At 42.2% G+C, this 23,781-nt stretch carries 21 protein-coding genes and 1 other RNA gene; 20 read left to right on the forward strand and 2 right to left on the reverse strand.

All coding sequences use genetic code 11. The annotated features are described in order from the left end of the window. Nucleotides 1-66: 66 nt before the first annotated feature. The 4 genes from PCY07_RS07665 (at nucleotide 67) to PCY07_RS07680 (ending at nucleotide 3,514) form a co-directional block, all read left to right on the forward strand. Nucleotides 67-1,128, forward strand: a complete 1,062-nt coding sequence (locus PCY07_RS07665; RefSeq protein WP_301356542.1) for an AAA family ATPase — start codon at nucleotides 67-69, stop codon at nucleotides 1,126-1,128. 10 nt (nucleotides 1,129-1,138) lie between these two features. Continuing rightward, complete coding sequence (pnuC, locus tag PCY07_RS07670) at nucleotides 1,139-1,921, forward strand: nicotinamide riboside transporter PnuC (protein WP_215195123.1); 783 nt, start codon at nucleotides 1,139-1,141, stop codon at nucleotides 1,919-1,921. Continuing rightward, entirely contained in the window at nucleotides 1,922-2,698 is a 777-nt protein-coding gene (locus PCY07_RS07675; RefSeq protein WP_003015125.1) for an NUDIX hydrolase, read from the forward strand. Nucleotides 2,699-2,827: 129 nt separating this feature from the next. Beyond that, on the forward strand, nucleotides 2,828-3,514 hold the full coding sequence (locus PCY07_RS07680; protein ID WP_195228116.1) for a YoaK family protein: 687 nt from the start codon (nucleotides 2,828-2,830) through the stop codon (nucleotides 3,512-3,514). A gap of 192 nt (nucleotides 3,515-3,706) precedes the next feature. Here the strand turns inward: PCY07_RS07680 and dusB are convergent, their stop codons facing one another. Together dusB and hslO are read right to left on the reverse strand one after the other, a co-directional pair. After that, entirely contained in the window at nucleotides 3,707-4,684 is a 978-nt protein-coding gene (dusB, locus tag PCY07_RS07685) for a tRNA dihydrouridine synthase DusB (protein WP_003012894.1), read from the reverse strand. Then, the gene (gene hslO / locus PCY07_RS07690) at nucleotides 4,671-5,543 is read right to left on the reverse strand and encodes an Hsp33 family molecular chaperone HslO (protein ID WP_013904278.1); all 873 of its coding nucleotides are present in this window, start codon (nucleotides 5,541-5,543) and stop codon (nucleotides 4,671-4,673) included. Before hslO ends, dusB begins: the two co-directional genes overlap by 14 nt. A 319-nt stretch (nucleotides 5,544-5,862) precedes the next feature. Here hslO and PCY07_RS07695 point away from each other — a divergent pair, with 319 nt between their 5' ends. The 16 genes from PCY07_RS07695 to PCY07_RS07770 all read left to right on the forward strand — a co-directional run bounded on the left by PCY07_RS07695 (nucleotide 5,863) and on the right by PCY07_RS07770 (nucleotide 23,740). Then, nucleotides 5,863-7,155, forward strand: coding sequence for an adenylosuccinate synthase (locus PCY07_RS07695; protein ID WP_155172699.1), 1,293 nt, complete (start codon nucleotides 5,863-5,865; stop codon nucleotides 7,153-7,155). A 214-nt stretch (nucleotides 7,156-7,369) separates the two neighbouring features. Then, nucleotides 7,370-8,014: an HAD family hydrolase gene (locus PCY07_RS07700; RefSeq protein ID WP_003002091.1), complete on the forward strand. Its 645-nt coding sequence runs from the start codon at nucleotides 7,370-7,372 to the stop codon at nucleotides 8,012-8,014. Nucleotides 8,015-8,132: 118 nt separating this feature from the next. Then, entirely contained in the window at nucleotides 8,133-9,428 is a 1,296-nt protein-coding gene (locus PCY07_RS07705) for a radical SAM protein (RefSeq protein WP_003016815.1), read from the forward strand. Nucleotides 9,429-9,589: 161 nt separating this feature from the next. Continuing rightward, nucleotides 9,590-11,167, forward strand: a complete 1,578-nt coding sequence (locus PCY07_RS07710) for an ABC transporter ATP-binding protein (RefSeq protein WP_049498605.1) — start codon at nucleotides 9,590-9,592, stop codon at nucleotides 11,165-11,167. Between the two features lie 302 nt (nucleotides 11,168-11,469). Beyond that, nucleotides 11,470-11,979, forward strand: coding sequence for a tRNA adenosine(34) deaminase TadA (gene tadA, locus PCY07_RS07715; RefSeq protein WP_215195126.1), 510 nt, complete (start codon nucleotides 11,470-11,472; stop codon nucleotides 11,977-11,979). A gap of 39 nt (nucleotides 11,980-12,018) precedes the next feature. Continuing rightward, nucleotides 12,019-12,114, forward strand: an RNA gene (ffs, locus tag PCY07_RS07720) — signal recognition particle sRNA small type. A gap of 582 nt (nucleotides 12,115-12,696) precedes the next feature. Further along, a complete protein-coding gene (locus tag PCY07_RS07725; RefSeq protein ID WP_215195166.1) occupies nucleotides 12,697-14,046 on the forward strand; it encodes a glucose-6-phosphate isomerase in 1,350 nt (449 codons plus the stop codon). Nucleotides 14,047-14,341: 295 nt separating this feature from the next. Continuing rightward, nucleotides 14,342-15,229: an LPXTG cell wall anchor domain-containing protein gene (locus PCY07_RS07730; RefSeq protein WP_301356545.1), complete on the forward strand. Its 888-nt coding sequence runs from the start codon at nucleotides 14,342-14,344 to the stop codon at nucleotides 15,227-15,229. Between the two features lie 118 nt (nucleotides 15,230-15,347). Further along, a complete protein-coding gene (locus PCY07_RS07735) occupies nucleotides 15,348-16,436 on the forward strand; it encodes a hypothetical protein (protein WP_301556730.1) in 1,089 nt (362 codons plus the stop codon). 109 nt (nucleotides 16,437-16,545) lie between these two features. Further along, entirely contained in the window at nucleotides 16,546-17,253 is a 708-nt protein-coding gene (locus tag PCY07_RS07740) for a hypothetical protein (protein ID WP_301356611.1), read from the forward strand. Between the two features lie 5 nt (nucleotides 17,254-17,258). After that, the gene (locus PCY07_RS07745; protein WP_301356612.1) at nucleotides 17,259-17,948 is read left to right on the forward strand and encodes a hypothetical protein; all 690 of its coding nucleotides are present in this window, start codon (nucleotides 17,259-17,261) and stop codon (nucleotides 17,946-17,948) included. Between the two features lie 219 nt (nucleotides 17,949-18,167). Then, nucleotides 18,168-18,866 carry a 2,3,4,5-tetrahydropyridine-2,6-dicarboxylate N-acetyltransferase gene (dapD, locus tag PCY07_RS07750; protein ID WP_215195170.1) on the forward strand — a complete coding sequence of 233 codons (699 nt, stop codon included), beginning with the start codon at nucleotides 18,168-18,170 and terminating at the stop codon, nucleotides 18,864-18,866. Nucleotides 18,867-18,919: 53 nt separating this feature from the next. Then, entirely contained in the window at nucleotides 18,920-20,053 is a 1,134-nt protein-coding gene (locus PCY07_RS07755) for an N-acetyldiaminopimelate deacetylase (protein WP_049523271.1), read from the forward strand. A gap of 108 nt (nucleotides 20,054-20,161) precedes the next feature. Then, nucleotides 20,162-20,701 carry a 5-formyltetrahydrofolate cyclo-ligase gene (locus PCY07_RS07760; RefSeq protein ID WP_215195171.1) on the forward strand — a complete coding sequence of 180 codons (540 nt, stop codon included), beginning with the start codon at nucleotides 20,162-20,164 and terminating at the stop codon, nucleotides 20,699-20,701. Then, a complete protein-coding gene (locus tag PCY07_RS07765; RefSeq protein WP_215195172.1) occupies nucleotides 20,685-21,362 on the forward strand; it encodes a rhomboid family intramembrane serine protease in 678 nt (225 codons plus the stop codon). The genes PCY07_RS07760 and PCY07_RS07765 overlap by 17 nt, the downstream gene beginning before the upstream one ends. A 449-nt stretch (nucleotides 21,363-21,811) precedes the next feature. Then, nucleotides 21,812-23,740, forward strand: a complete 1,929-nt coding sequence (locus PCY07_RS07770) for a C69 family dipeptidase (protein ID WP_301356614.1) — start codon at nucleotides 21,812-21,814, stop codon at nucleotides 23,738-23,740. Nucleotides 23,741-23,781: the final 41 nt, after the last annotated feature.

Below are 23,781 nucleotides of genomic sequence, written 5' to 3' on the forward strand. Positions count from 1 at the left end.
AAAATATAGTTTATAATAAAAACATAAAGAAAATCTATTTATAAAAAACTATAAAAAGGAGTCGGTATGAATAAAGAAAGAATCGCTGTGGTATTTGGAACCTTTGCTCCTCTTCATCAAGGGCATATTGACCTGATCCAACGGGCCAAGCGTCAGTGTGATCGCGTTCGTGTCATCGTTTCTGGTTATGAAGGGGATCGTGGCGAAGAAGTGGGATTGACCTTACAAAAACGCTTCCGTTATATCCGCGAAGCCTTCTCTAATGATGAATTGACTCAAATCTATAAGCTAGATGAGACGAAACTTCCTCGTTATCCCTTGGGGTGGGAGCCTTGGTTACAGACAGCCCTAGACACCATCCAGTATCAAACAGAGACAGAAGAGTTGATCTTTTATGTGGGGGAGAAAGCTTACAAGGAAGAGTTGGAAGCGAGAGGGTTTGAAGTTCACTTAGAAGAGCGTCGCTTCGGGATCTCTGCCACCATGATCCGAGAAAATCCAAGCAAATACTGGAAATACATCGCTCAGCCCTTCCGTCGCCAGTTCACGAAAAAAGTTTTGATTATGGGGAGCGCCAGCAACGGGAAAACGACCCTTGCAAAGGACTTAGCCCGCTTTTACGATGCACCTGTTAGTCTTGAGTATGCCCGTGAATACCAGATCAAGAACAATGTTCGAGATGATGAGCTCACTCCAAAAGATTACTATTACCTACTCTTAGGACAGTATGATCAAACCTCCAAGCTCATCGATAGTAGTGCCAATCGAGGCCTGGTCATCGCAGATACCAATTCCCTGGTGACCAAGGGTTATTACGACTACTATATGGAAGTCGAAGGTCAGGATACCAGCATGACTGATACCTTCGACAACCTCTTTGTCAGTATTCTCTCCAAAGAAAAATGGGATTTGATCCTCTTTGTACAGCCGATCGGCTCTTATGTCAATGATGGTTTCCGAGACATGACCATGGCTGACGAAGAGATCCGTACCAGCTTTTCAAATTACCTAGACCAATTGCGCCAGCAATACCTAGGAAACATTCCGACCACTTTCCTCGCATCAGACTACCTCGGCAACTATGAAGAAGCTAAGAAGGTGATCGATGCCATTTACCAAGCCGACTAAGGAGCAGCTTATGAAAAACCTATCTGAAAAATTCGCAACTTTTATCCAAGACTTTAGAAATGTTCACCAAGAAGCGAAAAAGCAAGGCTTTGTCAATATTATGAAACTTCTATGGAAGGACCTTTTTGTAGGACGCACAGCCTTTCAATGGATCTATCTCCTCCTTCTTTCCAGCGTTCCCTTCTTCTTAGAATGGACCAATCGCACAGGTGAGCATGATTGGCTGGGACTGTTTGCTTCTTGGACAGGCATTGTCTGTGTTATCTTGGTTGCCGAAGGGCGTGCCAGTAACTACCTCTTTGGAGCAGTGAATTCAGCGATCTACCTTGTTTTAGCCCTCAATAAAAACTTCTACGGGGAAGTTCTGACAACTCTTTATTTCTTCATCATGCAACCGATCGGTCTTTATGTTTGGCTCTCTAATCGGATCAATGATCAAGGTAAGGTCGAAGAATCTCACTTTGAAGCCAAGAAATTGAACTTAATCGAGTGGATGCGCTATTTGGCCTTGTGTGCTGTGATTTGGATCGGTATGGGCTTCGCGTATCAAAGTATCCATAGCGCTCGCCCTTTCCGTGATAGTATCACCGATGCGACCAACGGGGTCGGCCAGCTTCTAATGACCCGCCTTTACCGGGAGCAATGGATCTTCTGGATTGCGACCAACGTCTTTAGTATCTATCTCTGGTGGGATCAGAGTCTTCACATTCAAGGGATGTACTGGGTTTACACGCTCAATAGTTTAGTGGGCTGGTACCAATGGACCAAAGCCCTCAAGAAGGAGGTGGCTTAGATGGAAACTCTTTCGATTCCAGCAGGAATGACGGAGAAAGAGTATTTTGAGACGGTCGCTAGTGAAGCAGACTTTCTCAAGTGGTATAAGGAGCAAGACCTGCCGACTTATGAAACTCCAAGTGTCACAGCGGACATGGTAGCTTACTGTTTTGTTGAAGGCAAGCTCAAGCTCTTAGCTATTCGCCGCAAAGCCCACCCTTATCAACACCGCCTCGCCTTGGTGGGGGGCTTTGTGAACAAGGATGAAGATGCGACTCATGCCTGTATCCGAGAAGTCAAAGAAGAAGTTGGGCTCGATCTGCCAGTGAATAAGGTGGAGCAGCTCATGACCGTTTCCACCCCTGGGCGGGACCCCAGAGGCTGGGTCATTACCATCGCCCATCTGGTCTATCTGCCAGCAGAAGCAGTAGACTTAGCCCATGCAGGTGACGATGCCAAGGAAGTCGTTTTTCTCGATGTCGATTTCAAAAAATCCCAGTGTTTGCTCGATGGAGAACCCTTAGCTGCTTCTGATTTTGCCTTTGACCACTATCAAATCATTCAAGAATCGATCAAGCGGATTCAGGGGCGTTTAGACTGGAATCCAACCTTCCTCTATCTGTTAGAGGAGCCTTTCACCGTTTATGAAGCAACCGAATTGGTCAATTTGATCAATCCAGGCCGTCCCATCGTTAGCAATAACTTCCTCGTAAAATTCGGAGAATTCGTGGAAGAAGTGGGTGTCAAGCGGGTACCTAAGAAAAAACCACGCAAGACCTATCGCTTAAAACAGTAGATCGAGCGGGGTTCATTCTACCAGCCCTCCCTTACTTTTAGTAACGGAAGGGCTTTTTCTGATTTTTCCTGCTCCACTTGTGTGCAAAGTGGTATAATAAACATAATTGAGATCAAAAGAGACAAGACGATGGAAGAAAAAATAATTTTACCACAAAATACACGACTGATGGGGGCTCTGCTTGGTTTTATCGGAGGAGGCCTCGATGTCTTTTGCCACATGCACTATCGGAGTTTGGTCGCGACCCAAACGGGAAACCTCCTGCTTCTCATCGCTGATTGGCACGATCCTCGTGTCGAAAATACCATCATGCGTTTTTCATCTATTCTATTTTTCTCGATCGGCTTTTTGGTTGCCCTCCATATCAAAGAGTATCGCAAGACAGCCTTTTGGCGGACCAAGATGTTGCTTCCTTTGTTTGTGGTGACACTCCTGATTCCCTTGGTGTCTGTCATACCACCTGTAGAAGTTCCCTTTATTGCTTTTGGGACAGGGATGATGATGTTGACCTTTACAGGAAGCCTCATCGAAAATCACCCTTATGTGATCTTTATGACTTCCGGAAATTATCGCAAGATGCTGACGGCCTTGTACCGAATCACTCGAGGAAAGGGAGATTTGGACGAGTATCGGCGTCAGGCCATGAATTACGGGATTGTTGTTGGAAGCTTTGTTGCAGGAGCTATTAGCGTAGCCATCCTCATGCATTTCATTCACCAATGGGCCATCTGGCTGATCACAGCCAACCTCTTTTTGATCATGAGCTACTACACCGCCAGAGTCAAACAACTCGGCCTGCAAACAGATAATCTATAAAAAGAGGCTGGGACAAAAGTCCTAGCCTCTCAATTATTTTTGGATTGTCGAGCAAGACGCAGTGGTTGAGTGGGCTCTACTACGCTGATTTCATCAGCTTTTACAGTCCTACTCAACTGTGCGGAGGTGGGACGACGAAATCGAATTCTAACGAATTACCGATTTCTGTCCCACTCTCTGCTTTTTGTGTTTCTATGCTTTTAATTGTAAGAGTTCTTCAATCTCTGCTAGGGTGCTGGCTTGGGAGATGGCGCCACGGAGTTTGGCTGCACCTGAGGTACCACGGAGGTAGTGAGGGGCGAGGCCACGGAATTCACGAACGGCAATGTGCTCACCTTTGAGATCGATCAAGCGTTTCAAGTGTTCGTAAGCAATCTTCATCTTGTCTTCAAAAGTCAAATCAGGCAGGATTTCACCTGTTTCAAAGTAGTGGTTGATTTGGTTGAAGAGATAAGGATTACCCATAGCAGCGCGACCAATCATGACCGCATCAGCACCGACTTCTTCGATCCGTTGTTTGGCATCTTGAACCGTACGGATATCTCCGTTTGCGATAAATGGAATCTTAGTCAGGGCTTGTGCAACCTTGTGAAGGGTCTCAAGATCCGCATGCCCCGTATACATTTGCTCCCGAGTCCGTCCATGCATGGCAAGGGCAGAGACACCCGCAGCTTCAGCAGCGAGGGCGTTCTCAACTGCTAGGGAAGGGTCCGACCAACCCGTCCGCATCTTGACCGTCAATGGAATATCTAGGACGGATTGAACCTTATTGATGATGGAGTAGATCTTGTCTGGGTCCTTGAGCCACATCGCACCAGCCTCGTTCTTGACGATTTTATTCACCGGGCAACCCATGTTGATATCGACGATATCGGTCTTGGTATTTTCTTGGATAAATTCAGCTGCGCGTGCGAGGCTGTCTTCGTCGCTTCCAAAGAGTTGGATCGATACAGGATTTTCGCCTTCATCGATATGGAGCATATGCAGTGTCTTTTCATTGTTGTACTGGATTCCCTTGTCAGAGACCATTTCCATGACAACGAGCCCTGCTCCCAGTTCTTTGGCAATGGTCCGGAAAGCCGAGTTGGTCACTCCAGCCATTGGGGCTAGGACAGTACGGTTAGGGATTTCGACATCCCCGATCATAAATGGCGTATTAAGATTTGTCACGAATGAGTTCCTCCAAGTCATTTTCGTCAAAGTGGTAGTGGGTTTGGCAGAATTGGCAGGTAATCTCTGCACCGTGATCTTCATCTTTCATCTCTTTTAAATCACTAGCTGGCAGACTTGCTAAAGCGTTCAAGAAACGCTCACGGCTGCAGTCGCACTGAAAGCGAAGTTCTTCTTCAGAGAGGCGTTTGAAAGGTTCATCCCCATAGATAGCGGCAAGAAGAGCTTCAATATGGTCTTCAGATTCCAAAAGTGTGGAGATGGCAGGCATTTCTTGGATGCGTTTTTCAAAGCGCGCGATTTCTTCTTCCTTGGCATTGGGTAAGACCTGGAGCAAGAAGCCACCAGCCACCTTGACCTTGTCTTCTTCATCCAAAAGAACATTGAGTCCAACTGCAGATGGTGTTTGTTGGCTTTCCGTCAGATAAAAGGCCAGGTCTTCTCCGATTTCACCGGTTACAAGAGGGGTCATGGAGTTATAAGGATTTCCCGTACCATAATCTGTGATGACCAAGAATTCTCCGTTTCCGACAAATGGTCCCACCAGAACTTCACCAGTCGCAGTCTTCTTGATATCCACTCCAGGATTTTGCACGTAGCCTTTAATATTTCCCTTGGTATCTGCCACGGTGATGATGGCTCCGAGTGAGCTAGTTCCAAGGACTTTGACCGTAATTTTAGTATCTCCTTTCTCGTTTGCTGCCAAGATTTGACTGGCAATGAGGGTACGGCCAAGTGCGACCGTGGAGCTAGCTTGTGTATGATGTTTTTCTTGGGCTGTTCGTACGGTTTCTGTACTGTCTAGTACATAAGCACGAAAAGCGCCACTTTCTGAGATAGTTTTAATAATTTTGTCCATACCTACTATTTTAGCACAAATCAAGCAAAGTGGGGACAAGGAGAATTCCGAAAATCAGTCGTTTCAGAAGAAGGGCAAGAAGAAAAGAAAATTCCGAACGTTATTTCTAGAAAGAAGCAATTTCCAAGTAAAAGACGAGTTTCATAGAGAAGTTGGTTTAAAAAGGAAGGAGAAAAATAAACGATAGCCGAGTGGATCTTGAAAAAACATCAAAAATTGCTTATAATAGAGTGTAAGACAAACTTGCAGGTGAGACTCCTGCCCTTAGTTTGAAGAAAGGCATAGATAGCATCCTATCTATGGTATATGAAAAAGAATTATGACATCAGTAGTTGTAGTAGGAACCCAATGGGGTGATGAAGGAAAAGGGAAGATTACTGACTTCCTATCAGCCAATGCAGAAGTCATTGCTCGCTACCAAGGTGGGGACAATGCCGGTCACACCATTGTGATCGACGGCAAAAAGTTCAAGTTGCACTTGATTCCTTCAGGTATCTTCTTCCCTGAAAAGATTTCTGTCATTGGGAATGGGGTTGTGATCAATCCTAAATCATTGGTCAAAGAGTTGGCTTATCTTCATGAAGAAGGTGTGACAACAGACAGTTTGCGCATTTCAGACCGCGCCCATGTCATCCTTCCTTACCATATCGAATTGGACCGTCTCCAAGAAGAATCTAAAGGAGACAACAAGATCGGAACGACGATTAAAGGGATTGGCCCAGCCTACATGGATAAGGCTGCGCGTGTGGGAATCCGGATTGCGGATCTATTGGATCGCGACGTCTTTGCAGAACGCCTTCGTATCAACTTGGAAGAAAAGAACCGTCAATTTACCAAACTCTATGATGCAGAGGCTCTGTCATTTGACGATATCTTCGAAGAATACTATGAATATGGTCAACAAATCAAGCAATATGTAACCGATACTTCTGTCATCTTGAACGATGCTTTGGATAACGGCAAGCGCGTGCTCTTTGAAGGAGCCCAAGGGGTTATGTTGGATATCGACCAAGGAACCTATCCATTTGTAACCTCTTCAAACCCAGTCGCAGGTGGGGTGACCATCGGATCAGGTGTCGGCCCAAGTAAGATCGACAAGGTTGTCGGTGTATGTAAAGCCTATACCAGCCGTGTTGGAGATGGCCCATTCCCTACAGAGCTCTTTGATGAAGTGGGTGACCGGATTCGTGAAGTCGGCCATGAGTATGGGACAACAACTGGTCGTCCTCGTCGTGTTGGTTGGTTTGACTCAGTTGTTATGCGCCATAGCCGTCGTGTCTCAGGAATTACCAACCTTAGCTTGAACTCGATCGACGTTCTGTCAGGCTTGGATACGGTGAAAATCTGTGTGGCCTACGACTTGGATGGAGAACGCATTGATCACTATCCAGCAAGCTTGGAGCAACTCAAACGTTGCAAACCAATCTATGAAGAATTACCAGGTTGGTCAGAAGACATTACCGGTGTGCGTCACTTGGATGAGCTTCCAGAAAATGCCCGCAACTATGTGCGCCGAATCGGTGAATTGGTTGGTGTGCGCATTTCAACCTTCTCAGTCGGACCAGACCGTGACCAAACCAATATCCTTGAAAGTGTGTGGTCTAGTTTATAAGCAAATGAAGATAAGAGAGTGGGACAGAAATCGGTCATTCGTTAGAATTCGATTTCATCGTCCCACCTCCGCACAGTTGAGTAGGGCTGTAAAAGCTGATGAAATCAGCGTAGTAGAGCCCACTCAACCACTGCGTCTTGCTCGACAATCCAAAGACAATTGAGAGGCTAGGACTTTTGTCCCAGCCTCTTTTTGAAAGCAGAAAGAGGAAAAAATGTATCAAACGATTTTATTTGACCTAGACGGCACCTTGACCAATTCAGAACTAGGGATTACCAACTCGGTGGCCTATGCCTTAGGAAAATATGGGATTCAAGTGCCAGACAAGAAAGCATTGAGAGTTTTCATCGGTCCGCCCTTGCAGGAGTCTTTTGAGCGCTTTTATGGATTTTCTAAGGAAGAATGTTTAAAGGCCATTGACTACTATCATGAGTATTTTTCCGAAAAAGGCCTTTATGAAAATGAGGTCTATCTAGGCGTTCCTGACTTGCTGGCTTCTCTCAAGCAGGCTGGCAAACAGTTGATTGTAGCTACGTCAAAGCCTGAAGAATTTTCCATTCAAATTCTCAAACACTTTGGTTTGTATGATTATTTTGACTTTGTCGCTGGTGCGACCATGGATAGAAAACGTAGTAAAAAAAGCGATGTTATCCAGTATGCCTTGGAGCAAAATGGGATTACAGATTTGGCGCATACCATCATGATTGGAGACAGGGAGCACGATGTGCTTGGCGCTCAAGCGCAAAAGCTTGATTCTATCGGTGTCCTTTATGGCTTTGGAAGCAGGGAAGAATTGGAAGAAGCCGGCGCCACCTATATTGCTCAAGAAGTTGGCGAAATTGCAGCTTTTATAGGATAACCTTTTCCAAAATATTAAAAGTTGGAACTTTTCTAATCTGCTGAATATTGCTTTATTTAATATTTCTATCGGTGTACACTTACTGTAGGTTAAGTCACACAGATTAAGAGGTGATAATATGAATTTGTCACGATATATATTAAAATATAGTACTGATGATGGTACGTTGTATTTTAATACTAAAACCAATCATTCATTTTTTCTTACGAATGAATTGAATAGAGTAGTCGACAGCAATGATGTGATTAGGAAAGAGTTTCATGCTTATCTTGATAAAAATAAATATTTAAGTGAGGGTGAGTATGAGGTCGAAAAGTATCTATCTAAAATAAGCGATACAGATGCTGAATTATTGGAACTAACAATTTTGACACATGGAGATTGTAATTTTCGGTGTAAGTATTGTTATGAAAAATTTGAAAATATTGCTATGTCAACAGAGACAGAAGATGCCATTGTCCAATTTTTGAAAGAAAAACTTCAGTCCGGGAAGTATAAGTATTTGTCAGTAGGCTGGTTTGGAGGAGAACCACTGTTGGGATATAAAACTATCAAGCGGTTGTCTCCTGTTTTTATAGATTTATGTGAGAAATATCAGATTCATTATCAAAGTGCAATCACTACGAATGGTTATTTATTGACTAAGAATAAGTTTCGATATTTGAATGAAAAATTTAAAGTGACTAGTTACCAGATAACTTTGGATGGAGATGAAGAAAGTCATAATAATCAGAGAGTATTGCAAAACGGTGGGTTGTCGTATAATCGTATATTCGATAATTTGAAAGCAATGCAAGAAAGTAAATTTGATTTTATTTGTGTGATTCGCTTTAATGTAAGTAAAGATAACTATCAAAATGTTAAAGAGTTTTTAACACATGATGGTATCTATTTCAAAGATGATTCCAGATTTAAGATTTCTTATCATAATATTGGAAATTGGGGCAAAGGAGATAGAGATATAAATTACTGCGTTACTTTACTGGATAAAGATGCAAGTTTTGAATTATCTAAGTTAGCTGTAACTTCAGGATATCATATCTCTTCCCCAGAAGTTGTAGTGAATAATAATTATACCTGCTATTCTAATCGAAAAAATCATTTTATGTTTAATGTAAGAGGAATTGTTCAATCATGTACAGTTGCTTTATATGAACCTCAAAATATTTTCGGTAACATTAATAAAGGTTTTGTGAATTACAGTAAACTGAATGATTGGGTTATTCGGCTTGATGCAAGTTGCAAAGAGTGCCCATTTGTTTTAATCTGTAAATCTGGCTATTGTCCGATGGCCAAGCGAATTACGAAGACAAATTCACGCTATCTATGTAAAAGTGTGAAGGAAAAAATTCGTAAAAATTTAGCACTTTTCGCTTTGTCAAAATCTTATAATGACATTTTAGATGTGGACTAGAAAGGAAGATATCATGAAGGTTAAAGTGAATAACAAATTCGATGACAAAATGAATGCTAAACCTAGAGTATTTAACTATAATTGTGATTGTAAATAATCACGATTTTAAATAAATTAGAGAAGAGAGTTGTGCTAGCCCTCTATTTTGATGGATGATAATTATGAGAAATATTTATAAGTACATTGATAAGAAGTATCTTTTTCCTATTTTTTTAGGGCGTATTGTGAATAGTGGTTTGGTGTTGGCGCAACCTCTGATTTTAACGAAGGCCTTGAAGTTAGATCAAGACGGCCTTTCTTATGGAAAAATTCTCAATTTTGTTTTATTTGGTTTGTCTGTCTATCTTGTTATTTATAGTCTGATGCTGTTTTCAAACCATTCGCACAATATATTCCGAAGAGAAATCAACAAAAGTGTCCGTGCCCTTTTATTTAAGAAAGTCATATTGAATCCTAAATTTTCCAATGATGAAAAAGTTAGTCTGCTAACTCAAGATATGGAATATGTGGGCGATAATTATTTGGAAAATATAAATGTTATGGTGAGTTGGGGATTTGTCGCCCTTGTTACAGCCATTTATATTGTTTCACAAAATTTTCTCTTAGGACTTATTTTTGTCATTTTTACGATTATGAGACCTATTCCTCAGTTCATCATGAATCGTCGTTTACAAGATTCGGGAGACAGCTGGTCCAAGCTTAGAACGAAATTACATGGGCTTGTCTCGGATAGTATGCAAGGCAGCCAAACCTTACGGATTAATCAGGCCATGAGGCTGAATGAAGAGCGCGTGAATGATTTAAACGGAGAATATCAAAAAGCCATCCAAAGATTTTGTTTCACACATAATATTATTTTTTTCTTTAATGGATTTATGGTCTTTTTTAGTCAGGTTGTTCCTCTTGCTTTAGGCTTTTATTTGAGTTTACAGGGAAATTCTATTTCTATTACAAGCCTCATCTCTATGTATGTTGCTGCGGGGATGCTGGTAGAACCGATCCAAACTCTGATGTACAGTGCAGCCAATCTCCAAGGTGCCTTGCCGACTGCGAACCGCCTGTTTAAGATTATCGAGGAAGAACCTGATTTCGAAGAGACAAAGGATCAATTTGTTGAAAATCTCGAATCGTTGCGCTTAAATCATATTTCAAAAAGTTTTGCTGAACGTCAGCTTTTTTCTGATTTGACGGCGACGATTTCAGTAGGTCAGAAGGTCTTAATCAAAGGACCGAGCGGGTCTGGAAAGACGACTCTTTTTCGCTTGATTTTAGGAGAAGAAGTATGTGATGAGGGTGACATTTTCGTTCAGTATGATGGAAATCAAATAACGAGTCATTTCCAAGGGAATATCGGTTTAATTAGCCAGCATCCCTTCCTGTTTAACGATACTATCCGCTATAATCTAACTTTTGGTCAGCCTTTTCAGGACCATGAATTATTGGAGGTATTGGACCGAGTTGGCTTAATAGATGAATTTCAGGATATTTTGAATGTAGAAATTCATAATAATGGTGAAAACATTTCAGGAGGTCAGCGTGTCAGATTAGAGTTGGCTCGTTTTCTCTTACGCGAGAAGGATATTTTATTAGCGGACGAAGTGACATCAGCTTTGGACGAAAAAAATAGTCGTCTGGTTAGAGACCTAATCTTTTCTTTGCCGATCACGGTACTAGAAATAGCCCATCATATTGATGAAGAAGAGCGCTATGACCAAATCCTTGAGTTACGTAAAGGATGAGCGATGCCACAATAGTTGGTTCTGCGACAAAGCGGATAGTAGTAAGCCAGCAATTTGTCAGATATTTTTGAGATTCTAAGTGGTGATATTTCCAAAATCATCAATACTCAGAGAACTTAAGCTTTATTTAAGATAGGCCAGCTATACTAGAAGCATAAACAAAGACCTCCTAACTTTGTTTAAACCTCCTAAACTTTTTCATAATAATCTCCCATAAGAGTCGCCCAATCGGCGGCTTTTTTTGTGAGTCGTAAGCTGCCTATGGTATAATGAACAAAGAAACTAAAAGGAAGAAGGAAGAGATGGACTACACGATAGAGGAAAAAGCGATGTTTATGAGGGAAGCCCTGAAGGAGGCGGAGATTGCCTTGGCCCATGAGGAAATACCCATTGGCTGTGTCATTGTCAAAGACGGTGAAATCATTGGACGTGGCCACAACGCGCGAGAGGAATTGCAGCGAGCGGTTATGCATGCAGAGGTGATGGCGATTGAAGAAGCCAATCAGCATGAAGAGAGCTGGCGTTTGCTGGATACGACTCTTTTTGTGACCATTGAACCCTGTGTTATGTGTAGTGGTGCCATTGGACTAGCCCGGATTCCTCAGGTAGTCTACGGAGCGACCAATCAGAAGTTCGGTGGAGCAGGAAGCCTCTATGACATTTTGACAGATGAGCGCCTCAATCACCGGGTGGAAGTGGAAACAGGAATTTTGGAAGCAGAATGTGCAGCCATCATGCAGACCTTCTTCCGCCAAGGTCGGGAACGAAAAAAACAAGCCAAGCTCGCAGCCAAGGCCGAAACAAAAGAATAAAAACCGGACCTTTGCAAATCGAACAAATTATGATATAATACCTATCGGAGCAACAGTTCTGCGTGAAGCGGGTCAGGGGAGGAATCCAGCAGCCCTAAGCGAAGTGAACTGTGTGCTCTTTTTTCTATAGCTCTTAGTGAGGTAAGCCTGTAAGGCGCAACCGAGCTTAGAGATATTGATCCTGAGGAGCGAAGCGACGTGAGGGCTATAGCGTAAATAAATTAAGCCTGTAAGGCGCAACCGAGCTTAGAGATATTGATCCTGAGGAGCGAAGCGACGTGAGGGCTATAGCGTAAAATGAAATTAGCCTGCAAGGCGTAGATGAATCCTAGAGCAATGGATGCAGTTTTTCCCGTTAGGGAAAAAGCTGTAAACCTATGAATGCTCTTAACGAAACAAGCCTGCAAGTCGCAGATGAGTTTAGAGATATTGACCCTGAGGAGCGAAGCGACGTGAGGGCTATTGCTCACCAGAGTCATGTAGAAATGACTTTGATATCCAAAGAATAAAAGAGAAAAAATAGAGTTCCGTGAGAAGCTTCTTTTTTTTATTTTCTAGCCAAAAATAGTGCAAATATGCAAACGATTGCTATTGCGTCGTTGCTTGATTTGTGAAAATAAAAAAATTAGCAAATGAAAACGTTTTATAGATTGGTTTCCCTTGATTAAATCCGTGTAAAGCGATATCATAGAGAAGAACAAAATTTGGAGGAATAACATGTCTCATATTAAATTTGACTACTCAAAAGTTTTGGGTAAATTTGTTGCCCCACATGAAGTGGACTACATGCAAGCACAAGTGACTGCAGCAGACGAATTGATCCGTAAAGGAACTGGTGCTGGTAGCGACTTCTTGGGTTGGTTGGACCTTCCTGAAAACTACGACCGCGAAGAATTTGACCGCATCTTGAAAGCTGCTGAACAAATCAAATCAGACAGCGATGTTTTGGTCGTGATCGGTATCGGTGGATCATACCTTGGTGCGAAAGCAGCCATTGACTTCTTGAACCACCACTTTGCAAACTTGCAAACAAAAGAAGAACGCAAAGCTCCACAAATCCTTTATGCTGGAAACTCAATCTCATCTACTTACCTTGCTGACTTGGTAGAGTACGTTGCAGATAAAGATTTCTCAGTCAACGTGATTTCTAAATCTGGTACAACAACTGAACCAGCGATCGCTTTCCGTGTCTTCAAAGAACTCTTGGTTAAGAAATACGGTCAAGAAGAAGCTAACAAACGGATCTACGCTACAACTGACCGCCAAAAAGGTGCTGTTAAGGTTGAAGCAGATGCCAACGGTTGGGAAACATTTGTAGTTCCAGATGACATCGGTGGACGCTTCTCAGTCTTGACAGCAGTTGGATTGCTTCCAATTGCTGCATCAGGTGCTGATATCAAAGCCCTTATGGAAGGTGCGAATGCAGCCCGTAAAGACTACACTTCAGACAAACTTTCTGAAAACGAAGCTTACCAATACGCAGCTGTTCGTAACATCCTTTACCGTAAAGGTTATGCAACTGAAATCTTGGTAAACTACGAGCCATCACTTCAATACTTCTCAGAATGGTGGAAACAATTGGCTGGTGAGTCTGAAGGGAAAGACCAAAAAGGTATTTACCCAACTTCAGCTAACTTCTCAACAGACTTGCACTCATTGGGTCAATTTATCCAAGAAGGAACTCGTATCATGTTTGAAACAGTTGTCCGTGTGGACAAACCACGTAAGAACGTGATCATCCCTACATTGGAAGAAGACCTTGATGGACTTGGTTACCTCCAAGGCAAAGACGTTGACTTCGTAAACAAAAAAGCAACTGACGGTGTTCTTCTTGCCCACACAGACGGTGATGTACCAAACATGTACGTGACTCTTCCTGAGCAAGATGCCTTCACTCTTGGTTATGCCATCTACTTCTTCGAATTGGCCATCGCCCTTTCAGGTTACTTGAACGCGATCAACCCATTTGACCAACCAGGTGTTGAAGCCTACAAGAAAAATATGTTTGCCCTTCTTGGTAAACCAGGATTTGAAGAACTTGGAGCAGAACTCAACGCTCGTCTTTAATCAATAGACAAAACGATCTCGCAAGAGGTCGTTTTTTTGAAAGCAAAATTTAAAAAAGTTCCCTCTTGGTTCGTTTTAAAAAAACACTACATAGTTAAAATTTCGGATCGCTTGTTGATTATTTCTACAGGATCGTTGATATAATCGTTTTTTCTCATGTAGTAAAACCAGTGAAGCACTGATATTTTACTCAAATTATTTAACATAAAAAATTATTTGACTCTAAAAGTTGTCATTTGATTAGGCGTATTATAAAATGTAAAAAAATGAAAATGATCTAAAAGGGAATAAAAATATGAAAAAGAATCTTGCAAAATTTTTATTGCTTTCATCTTTAGTTGGGGGAATGGCTATTGCCCATCCAGTGTCTGCTACGACGAAAGCTGCAATTTATGAATATAGAAATGGCAATCTCGATCTTGTGCAACAGCCGTCTTATGAAGATTATGAGTCTGATAAACTTGTTTTGAAATTGAAAACAGGTCGTGTCGATGTAGTGGGAGCGCGTGAAGGCAAGAAAGAAAGTGCGCATGACGCAGGAGCCTACCAATTTGCGTTAATTTACAAATCTGAGAGTGGCGAAGAGGAGACAGTTGCTCAAGGTCAGAATACAGAAAATGGCACGATCCAATTTAGCGACTTGGACCTATCAATGTATAGATCTGGAATTATTAAACTCTACATTCGACAAACGACAGTGGATGATGGTCGTTTTGAACAGTTGGATAATGGGGAAGGTGAAGTGACAGTGGTCGTTGATCGTAATGCACGAGGGCACTTGATTATTCGTTCGTTAGAAAGTTCCAATCCGATTTATCGTAATTTCATTGTAGGTTATAGAGATTCTGGAACTGGAACGACGACTTCACCAAGTACAACAGGTCCTTCTTCAAGTTCAAGCTCATCTTCAAGTAGTTCATCTTCAAGCTCAAGCTCTTCCTCAAGCTCAAGTAGTTCATCGAGCTCATCTTCAAGTAGCTCATCTTCAAGTTCTTCTAGTTCGACTTCTTCATCGAGCTCAAGCTCTTCTTCTAGTTCTTCCTCAAATTCAAGCGACTCAAGAAAATCTGTAGTTGGCCGCTTATTGCCAAAAACTGGGCAAGAAACAGGTGTTGTTTTGGCAACATTGGGCTTGCTCTCACTTGCAGGACTTGCCATTGTTACCCTTCGCAAGAAATTTTAAGATAAGCTTCTAAAAGGTCGGATATCTCTCCGATCTTTTTTAGTCTATCCAGACAGGAGTTGGTCCCTGCTTGGTTTTATGTTATAGTAGAAGAGAAGAATAAAAAGGAGAATTCGAAATGTCCGAGAAAGATCAAGAACAATTTATGAAACATACTCCCTTAGATGGAGCGCCTCATTTTGATGTGGCTGCGCCAATTTTTGTCCCAAAAGAAGAAGCCGAAGACTTGAAGGTTCCAGAATCTGAGGGAACTCCAGAGGTAGAGGCAACAGATGGTAAGGAGGAATTAAAGGAAGCAGCCATTTCAGAAACGGTGGAACTTCCAAAGATGGCTGAAACGACTGTTGGAGAAAATTCAGATGTAGTTGCTGCTCCCCAACCGACTCCTCTTTTCCAGCCTGCGCCACAAGCTCCTCAAAACACAGTATCTGAACCAGTTAGTCCGCAAACAGTGCCTGTTCCTGAGACACCTATTCCACAAGCTCCTCTTCCTCCCGTTGGAAAACCAATGGATACTGCGGACAAGAAGGCGATTCGTTTTGCCCTTGGGATTTTAGTGGGTCTCCTCATCGGTGGAGTCAGTGGCTATTTGATTGGTCATGCCAGCCCTAGCACGTCACCATCTAGAAAGCACACTTCTTGGTCAGGCAACCAGTCTGGTTCTTCATCCAATATTGATTTGGACCAGTTGACCGCAGAAGATGCGGAAGCCGATTTTAGCTGGGAGCAGTCTGATATCGAGCAACTTCAATTTTTGACTGAAAAGGATGATGGGGAAACTCCTGAGGAAATGGTCGACGCTTATGGAAAGGCTAGTTCTGTTCAATTTGATAGTGGAGAATTGAAATTATTCTGGGATGATAACTCTTATAATAAGGAGGTTAAAGCGACCTTCTCTAAGAAGGGAAAACAATTACAGCTTGTCAAATTTGAATTTAATCAATTTGGGAAAAATCTTACGGTTGAGGATAACTTTGCAGATGGATTCAAAGTTGGAAATAGTGAGACCGGTGCTGGAGGAACCTCTTACAAAGAGCTTTTAGAAAAATACGGTGATGCAGTCAATCTGACGGTGAGTTCATCTGATTATTCAGACAAGGTGGAAATGCTCATGGACTTCCAAAAGAAAAATGGGGACTATGTGGACTTGACCTTTATTCGCCAAGAAAATGGAGATTTCCTCTTGAGTAGTAAAGACAGCTACTAAATCAATGAATAAAAGAAAGAGGCAAGGGCCTCTTTCTTTCGGATAAGACGAGACAAATACGCTAATTTTCTATACAATAGAAAGAGTTTGAATAGAAAGAGCATAAAGGATGGAAGAAATTAAAAAGTGGATCAGAGATCATAAGAAAATCCTCCAAACACTTGCAAGTGCTTTGCTAGCTTTTGTCGTTGGTGCTAGCTTGGTTTTTATGATTCATCCAGTGAAAACCTTGCCAAAAGATCACTTGTTGAGTTTGTCTCAAATGAAAGAAAATAGTCAGCGATTTGTCGCTTCTTCTTCCAAAGAGCCGGATCTAGAAAATTTGCTTTCACTGGATCTTGCATGGGGAGAAGGAAAGACACAAAAAAATTGGGTGACTTTATCTGCATTCGTCAAAAAAATTGGAAAAGCAGCGAGTTTTACACAAGAAGATACGAGTTTTGGAGCGCAAGTCCAGCTAGGCTATGGGACTCCTGTGAAAGGAATCTATCCTTATAAAATAGAATTTCATGAGCAGGATGGTGTCTTTTATCTAAGTGCAGTTCAAGGATTTGTCCCTCATTCGTCTCTCTACAAGAAGGAAAAGGATTTGAAGTTGGCAGATTTTACGGGCTATCAGACACTAGATGGGAAAAAGGAAAAAGGAACAATGGTAGAGGAAGTCTTGAAAAAATCAGGGCTTCCTAACTCACTTAGTTTAACGCGAACTCAGGATAAACACCTTTTGGCCCTGTCTTACCAGGTGACAGATGGATTGGTATCTTTGACTTTTGAGCGTGATCAGAGTGGCCAGTATCGTTTGAGTAAGAAGGGGTAAAGCGAATGCTAGAGTGGATCAAAAAGAACAGAAAAGAACTCTTACTACCTTCTTTGTGTTTTGTTTTAGGTCTTTTACTGTCGATTTCGACTATCCAGGTGCAAGAACAGGATACTGATATCAAGGAAGATAGAACCCTCACCAGTTTCCAGCCCAAAAACTACCAAAATCTGGTGGCAGGCGAACAAAAAGCCAAGCGGTTTCAGTGGACGATCGAAGCTGTGGTGAATTTGAAGGTTCGTTTAAAACAGAGCCGACAAGCGGGGACACGCTTGGAAACGGTTGTGACTAAATGGGGAAAGGCTCAAAAAGTTCGTTACACTAAAACAGCCAATAGCTCTAAAACGGTTCTCGTTTTGACCTATGTAGCCAATCAGACAGATCAAGAGAAGAAAAATGTCAGTCTGTGGTTTGAACAAGAGAAAGACCAGGGGTATCGCTTAACGATGGTTGATGCGACGAATTTATTAGAAGCAAAAGAGAAGGCAACCAGTAAGAAAGAAATCACTATTGAAAAAGGAAAAAAAGGTACAGAATTCGCCCAGCTCATTAAGAAACTAGGAAATCCCCAACATTTGGTTTGGGGCGAGCTTCTAGATGGTGGAGAAGGTTTTCAAGCGACTTATCAAATGCCAGGAGAGCCAGAAGTAGTTATGGAATTGAAGAAAAAGGGAAGTAAACTGGTGCTAAAATAACAGAAAGTGAATGACAATGGGAAACAGAGATGGAGTGTATTTCGAAATGAACACACGAGTCTATTTGCGAAGGATAACTAGTAGAGCCCTGAGTCCATTCAAAGGAAGCCAATTCAGAATGCTTACATCGCCATCGGTTTCAACGATAGCCAAGGTGTTCATCTCTTTGGGTTTGTGATATAATATGGATACCTTTAATTGAAATGAATGGAGAATCTTATGACAGCACAAAAAATGTCTGCTCAAGAAATTATCGCTTTTATTGGAAATGCAGAAAAGAAAACAAATGTGAAAGTAACCTTTGAAGGGGAATTGGCAACGGCTGTTCCTGATTCTGTTACCAAGCTTGGCAATGTTTTGTTCGGTGACTGGAAAGATATCGAGCCCCTTCTTGCCAACTTGACAGAGAACAAGGATTATGTGGTGGAACAAGATGGCCGGAATTCAGCTGTTCCCTTGCTGGATAAGCGCTATCTAAATGCGCGTATCGAACCAGGTGCTATTATTCGTGACCAAGTGACCATCGAAGACAATGCGGTTGTTATGATGGGTGCTGTCATCAATATTGGCGCTGAAATCGGTGCAGGAACTATGATTGATATGGGGGCTATCCTTGGTGGTCGTGCTACTGTTGGTAAAAACAGCCACATCGGTGCAGGTGCCGTTCTTGCGGGTGTTATTGAGCCAGCTTCTGCTGAGCCTGTTCGGATCGGTGACAATGTCTTGGTCGGTGCCAATGCAGTTGTGATTGAAGGGGTTCAAGTAGGAAACGGATCCGTCGTTGCCGCTGGAGCTATCGTTACTCAAGATGTTCCTGAAAATGTGGTCGTAGCGGGTGTCCCAGCTCGCATCATCAAGGAAATCGACGAAAAAACACAACAAAAAACAGCGTTGGAAGACGCCTTGCGTAATTTGTAAGATAGGAATGGTAGAGGCCGCAAGGCCTCTATTCTAATAGAAAGAAGACGACTATGACATTGGATTTAATCAAAATCAGACGGGATTTGCACCAAATCCCTGAAATTGGCTTGGAAGAATTTGAAACCCAAGCCTACCTCTTAGAGCGAATCGCAGAGATCACAGCGGGCAAGGACTTTGTAGAGCAACGGACTTGGCGGACCGGGATCCTGGTTTATCTCCATGGGGCTGCACCTGAAAAAACGATCGGCTGGCGGACGGATATCGATGGCTTACCTATTGTGGAACAAACGGGCCTTGATTTTGCCTCTAAGCACGAAGGACGGATGCATGCTTGTGGTCATGATATGCACATGACGACAGCCCTTGGACTTTTGGATCAACTGGTCCAAGTACAACCCAAAAATAACCTTCTCTTTTTATTCCAACCAGCTGAAGAAAATGAGGCTGGTGGGATGCTCATGTATAAGGACAATGCTTTTGGCGACTGGCTCCCTGATGAATTTTATGGTCTGCATGTACGCCCTGATTTGAAGGTGGGGGACATTGCGACCAATACGGGTACCCTTTTTGCGGGTACCTGTGAAGTCAAGATTACCTTTACAGGTAAGGGAGGACATGCTGCCTTTCCACATGAGGCCAATGACGCTCTTGTAGCAGCCTCTTACTTCATTACCCAAGTCCAATCGGTCGTGAGTCGAAATGTTGATCCGATTGAAGGTGCTGTGGTGACCTTTGGTTCCATGCATGCAGGAACAACCAATAATGTGATTGCTGAGACAGCCTTCCTTCATGGGACCATTCGGACCTTGACCATGGAGATGAACCTTTTGACTCAAAAACGGGTCAAAGCTATTGCAGAAGGAGTTGCAGCAGCCTTTGATGTGAAATTGGACCTGGAACTCAAGCAAGGGGGCTACCTGCCTGTGGAAAATCAACCAGAATTGGCCAAAGAACTCATGGACTTTTTCACAGCTGAGGAAGACGTGAACCTGATTGATATTCTGCCTGCGATGACAGGAGAAGACTTCGGCTTTCTCTTGAGTAAGGTCCCGGGTGTCATGTTCTGGTTGGGGATTGATACCCCTTATGCCCTGCACCATCCGAAGATGAGCCCAAATGAAGCAGCCCTTCCCTTTGCTGTGGAAAACATTGGTAAATTTTTGAAAATGAAGGCTAACCAATAAATGAATGATTCAACTCCATCTGGAGTTGGATTTTTTCTTTGTTTTATAAAAACTGTTCGGATCTTTCCTAAAAAATGATACAATAAAAGCTAGACAAAAGGAGTAGGTATGAAGAAAACACTACGAAAAGAAACTATAGCAGCCATGAAACGGTTGCCAGAATCCGTGAAAACTCAAGCAGATGAAGAGCTGACTCAACGCCTCTTGGAGCTACCAGCTTTTCAGGAGGCAAAGACCCTTGCGACCTATCTGTCTTTTGATCATGAAGTTTCCACAGCTGGCTTGATCCAAGCTGCTCTTCAACTTGGAAAACGCGTCTGTGTTCCCCGTACCTATCCACAAGGGCGGATGGAATTTGTGGAATACGATCCTGACATTTTGGAAAAGACACGCTTTGGTTTGCTGGAGCCCAATGAAAAAGGAAAGCTTGTGGATAAGTCAGAGATTGATCTGATCCATGTACCAGGCTTGGTCTTCCAGTCAAAAGGCTACCGAATTGGCTATGGTGGTGGCTATTATGATCGTTTTTTAGCAGATTTTGCTGGAAAAACGGTTAGTACGATTTATTCCATCCAGCAGAAGGAGTTCCAGCCAGCTGCTTTTGATCAGGCAGTTCAGGAGGTGCTAGTCTATGAAGTTACTCTTTGATCGTCGTTATCCTGTGACCAGCCTCTTGCTGCTCGTCACAACGGCAGTCTTTCTTTCCATGTTTATCCGATTTGGAGGCGACTACCAAACAGGTGCTGCTGTTTACTATAGCGGTGGGATTATTGGAGAGGTGGTGAAAGTCGATCCTAGCCAATTTTGGCGAATAGTAACAGCTACATTTGTTCATATCGGCCTAGAACATTTTGTGCTCAATATGATCACCCTCTATTATTTGGGACGTTTGGCAGAAGATCTCTTTGGATCGAAAGCTTTCTTAGCTCTTTATCTCTTATCAGGCATGATGGGCAATGTCTTTGTTGCTATTTTTACGCCAGGTGTGATTGCAGCAGGAGCTTCTACAGCCCTCTTTGGACTGTTTGGGACCATTGGTGCTCTGCGCTTTATTGTCCAAAGTCCCTATATTCGCCACTTGAGTCAGTCCTATACCAGCTTGATTGTGGTCAATTTGATCTTTAGCTTCATGCCAGGAATCAGCATGGCGGGGCACATCGGTGGCTTAGTAGCTGGGATCATGTTGGCCTATGTCTTTCCAGTAAGAGGGGAAGCTCGTTTTATGAACCGAACCTATCAGATTAGTGCAGCCCTATCTTATCTCTTGCTTTTACTTTATTTCTTAGGTAAAATCTTGAATCTATTTTAAGAGAGAGTGGGACAGAAATCGGTAATTCGTTAGAATTCGATTTCGTCGTCCCACCTCCGCACAGTTGAGTAGGGCAGTAAAAGCTGATGAAATTAGCGTAGTAGAGCCCACTCAACCACTGCGTCTTGCTCGACAATCCAAAAATAATTGAGAGGCTAGGACTTTTGCCCCAGCCTCCTTTTTTTTCTAAAAAATGTAGTCAAACTGTAAACTGACAGAAAATTGATTGAATTATAATAAATTCTATGTTTTTATAATAACATAATTAAGAAATTCAAATAAATAGTGAGCTAGTTTGGGAGTATATGGCTTGTCAGTCCTAAGATAGGTATAAAAATTCACTTTAGAAAGCGCTTGCAATAACTTGGAAAAAGGTGTAGACTGGAGGTATAAAAATCAAAAATGTACTCTTATGTTAAGAAGAGTACAAAAAATGAAGGAGATTTGCCATGAAAAAATGGTTGTTAAAACTCTCATTGGTAGCGATGACACTCTTACTCCTACCAATTCAAGCTGTTCAAGCCTGTTGTGGTTTTATCATTGGTCGCCAATTGACCAAGGATGGGACCACTCTCTTTGGTCGGACAGAAGACTACCCTTACTATCCAAATGGTGGAAAGCACAACAAAAACTTTGTGGTTGTTGATGCGAAGAACTATAAGGAAGGGGATCAACTGGAAGACGAATCCAATGGTTTTACCTATCCACATGCTGCTAGTGAAATGAAATACACAGCGACTTATGACTCTGCTCGTGGAGATGGTAGTAACGGTGCCTTTGGTGAACACGGATTTAACGAAGCCGGCGTCTCTATGACATCAACTGTTACAGCAATTCCAAACAAAAAAGTCTTGAAGACCGACCCATTGACAGAAAACGGAATTCCAGAAGCTGCCATGTTGGACGTGGTTTTACCGCGCGTTAAGTCTGCTCGTGAAGGGGTTGAATTCCTAGCTAAAGTCATTGAAGAAAAAGGATCAGCAGAAGGGAATGTTGTCGTTTTTGCAGACCAAAAAGAAACTTGGTATATGGAAATTCTTTCTGGTCACCAATATGTAGCTGTTAAAGTCCCAGAAGACAAATACGCAGTCTTTGCAAATACCTATTACCTTGGTCATGTGGATTTGAATGACAAGGAAAATGTAATCGCTTCGAAAGATGTCGAAAAAGTAGCTAAAGAATCTGGTAACTACAAGACAGATAAAGACGGTAACTTCCATATCGCTAAATCTTATGGACCAGAAAAATATGCTGAAGGAGACCGTTCACGTACTTACGCAGGAATCACTCTTTTGGATCCAAAATCGAAAGTGACCTATGAAGATGATGAGTATGAACTCTTCCGCTCACCAACAGATCCTAACAAGAAATTTACTTTGGAAGATGCTTTTGCTTTCCAACGGAACCGTTTTGAACATTTGAATGGTCGTTTTGTACCAGATGATCAAATTGGTGTCAAGAAACAAGGAGACAATGGTAGTAACGATACTGTTCGGAAAGACCAATACAAGTATGCTTTAGGAAATGAAAACGTCATCGATGCCCATGTCTACCAAATCAATCCAAACCTTCCAAAATCATTTGGTGGTACTTTATGGCTTGGTATGGGACCATCTCGGAACACTCCGTATGTTCCATTCTATGGAAATGTAAAAGATACCTATAAGGCTTTTAAACCTCAAACTGCTACCTATGATCCGAATTCATGGTATTGGACAGTATGGCATATTGACAACATGGCGATCAATAATCAAGATATCTTTGGTAAAACTGTTCAAGATCACTGGAAAGCATTGGAAAAACAATTGATTATTGAACAAGAAGCTAGTGATGCGAAATATAAAGCTCTGAAAGACAATCCAGAAGCTGCTAAAGCAGTAGAAGATGAAGTTACAGCAAATGCTCTTGCACTATCTAAGAAGATGTTTGAACACTTCAAATCTTATGAAGCAGACATGCATGCTCGTTTAGTTGAAGCTGGACGCAAGGATGACCCATATCGTGCATCATTGCCAGATAATTACAAAGATCCAGAAAATCCTGTGACACCAGAAAAACCGGATCCTGGAACAAAACCAGAAGTGAATCCAAACAATCCGGTAGTAGAACCTAAAAAACCACTTCCAATTCAAACAAAAGTCAATGCGGAAGGCAATCCAAATAACCGCTTTGGTTATGCAGCTACAAAAGATAAGGAATCTTATGTTTCTACAAGCGTTGAAACATTTGTGAAACCTGAAGAAAAGGTTCAAGATCCATCTGAAGCTGTATCTGCAGGTAATGGTGGCAATGAAAATAATCGTTTTGGTTCTTCTTATGATGTAGCAAGTGCTGGTACATTCCAAAATACAAACTACTCATATAATGTACATCCTTAAAAATAAGGATTAGAAAAATTAAATAGACGAAGTCCTATTAA

This window comes from Streptococcus sp. SP1 (genome assembly GCF_030440005.1).
GTDB classification, from domain to species: Bacteria; Bacillota; Bacilli; order Lactobacillales; family Streptococcaceae; genus Streptococcus; species Streptococcus parasanguinis.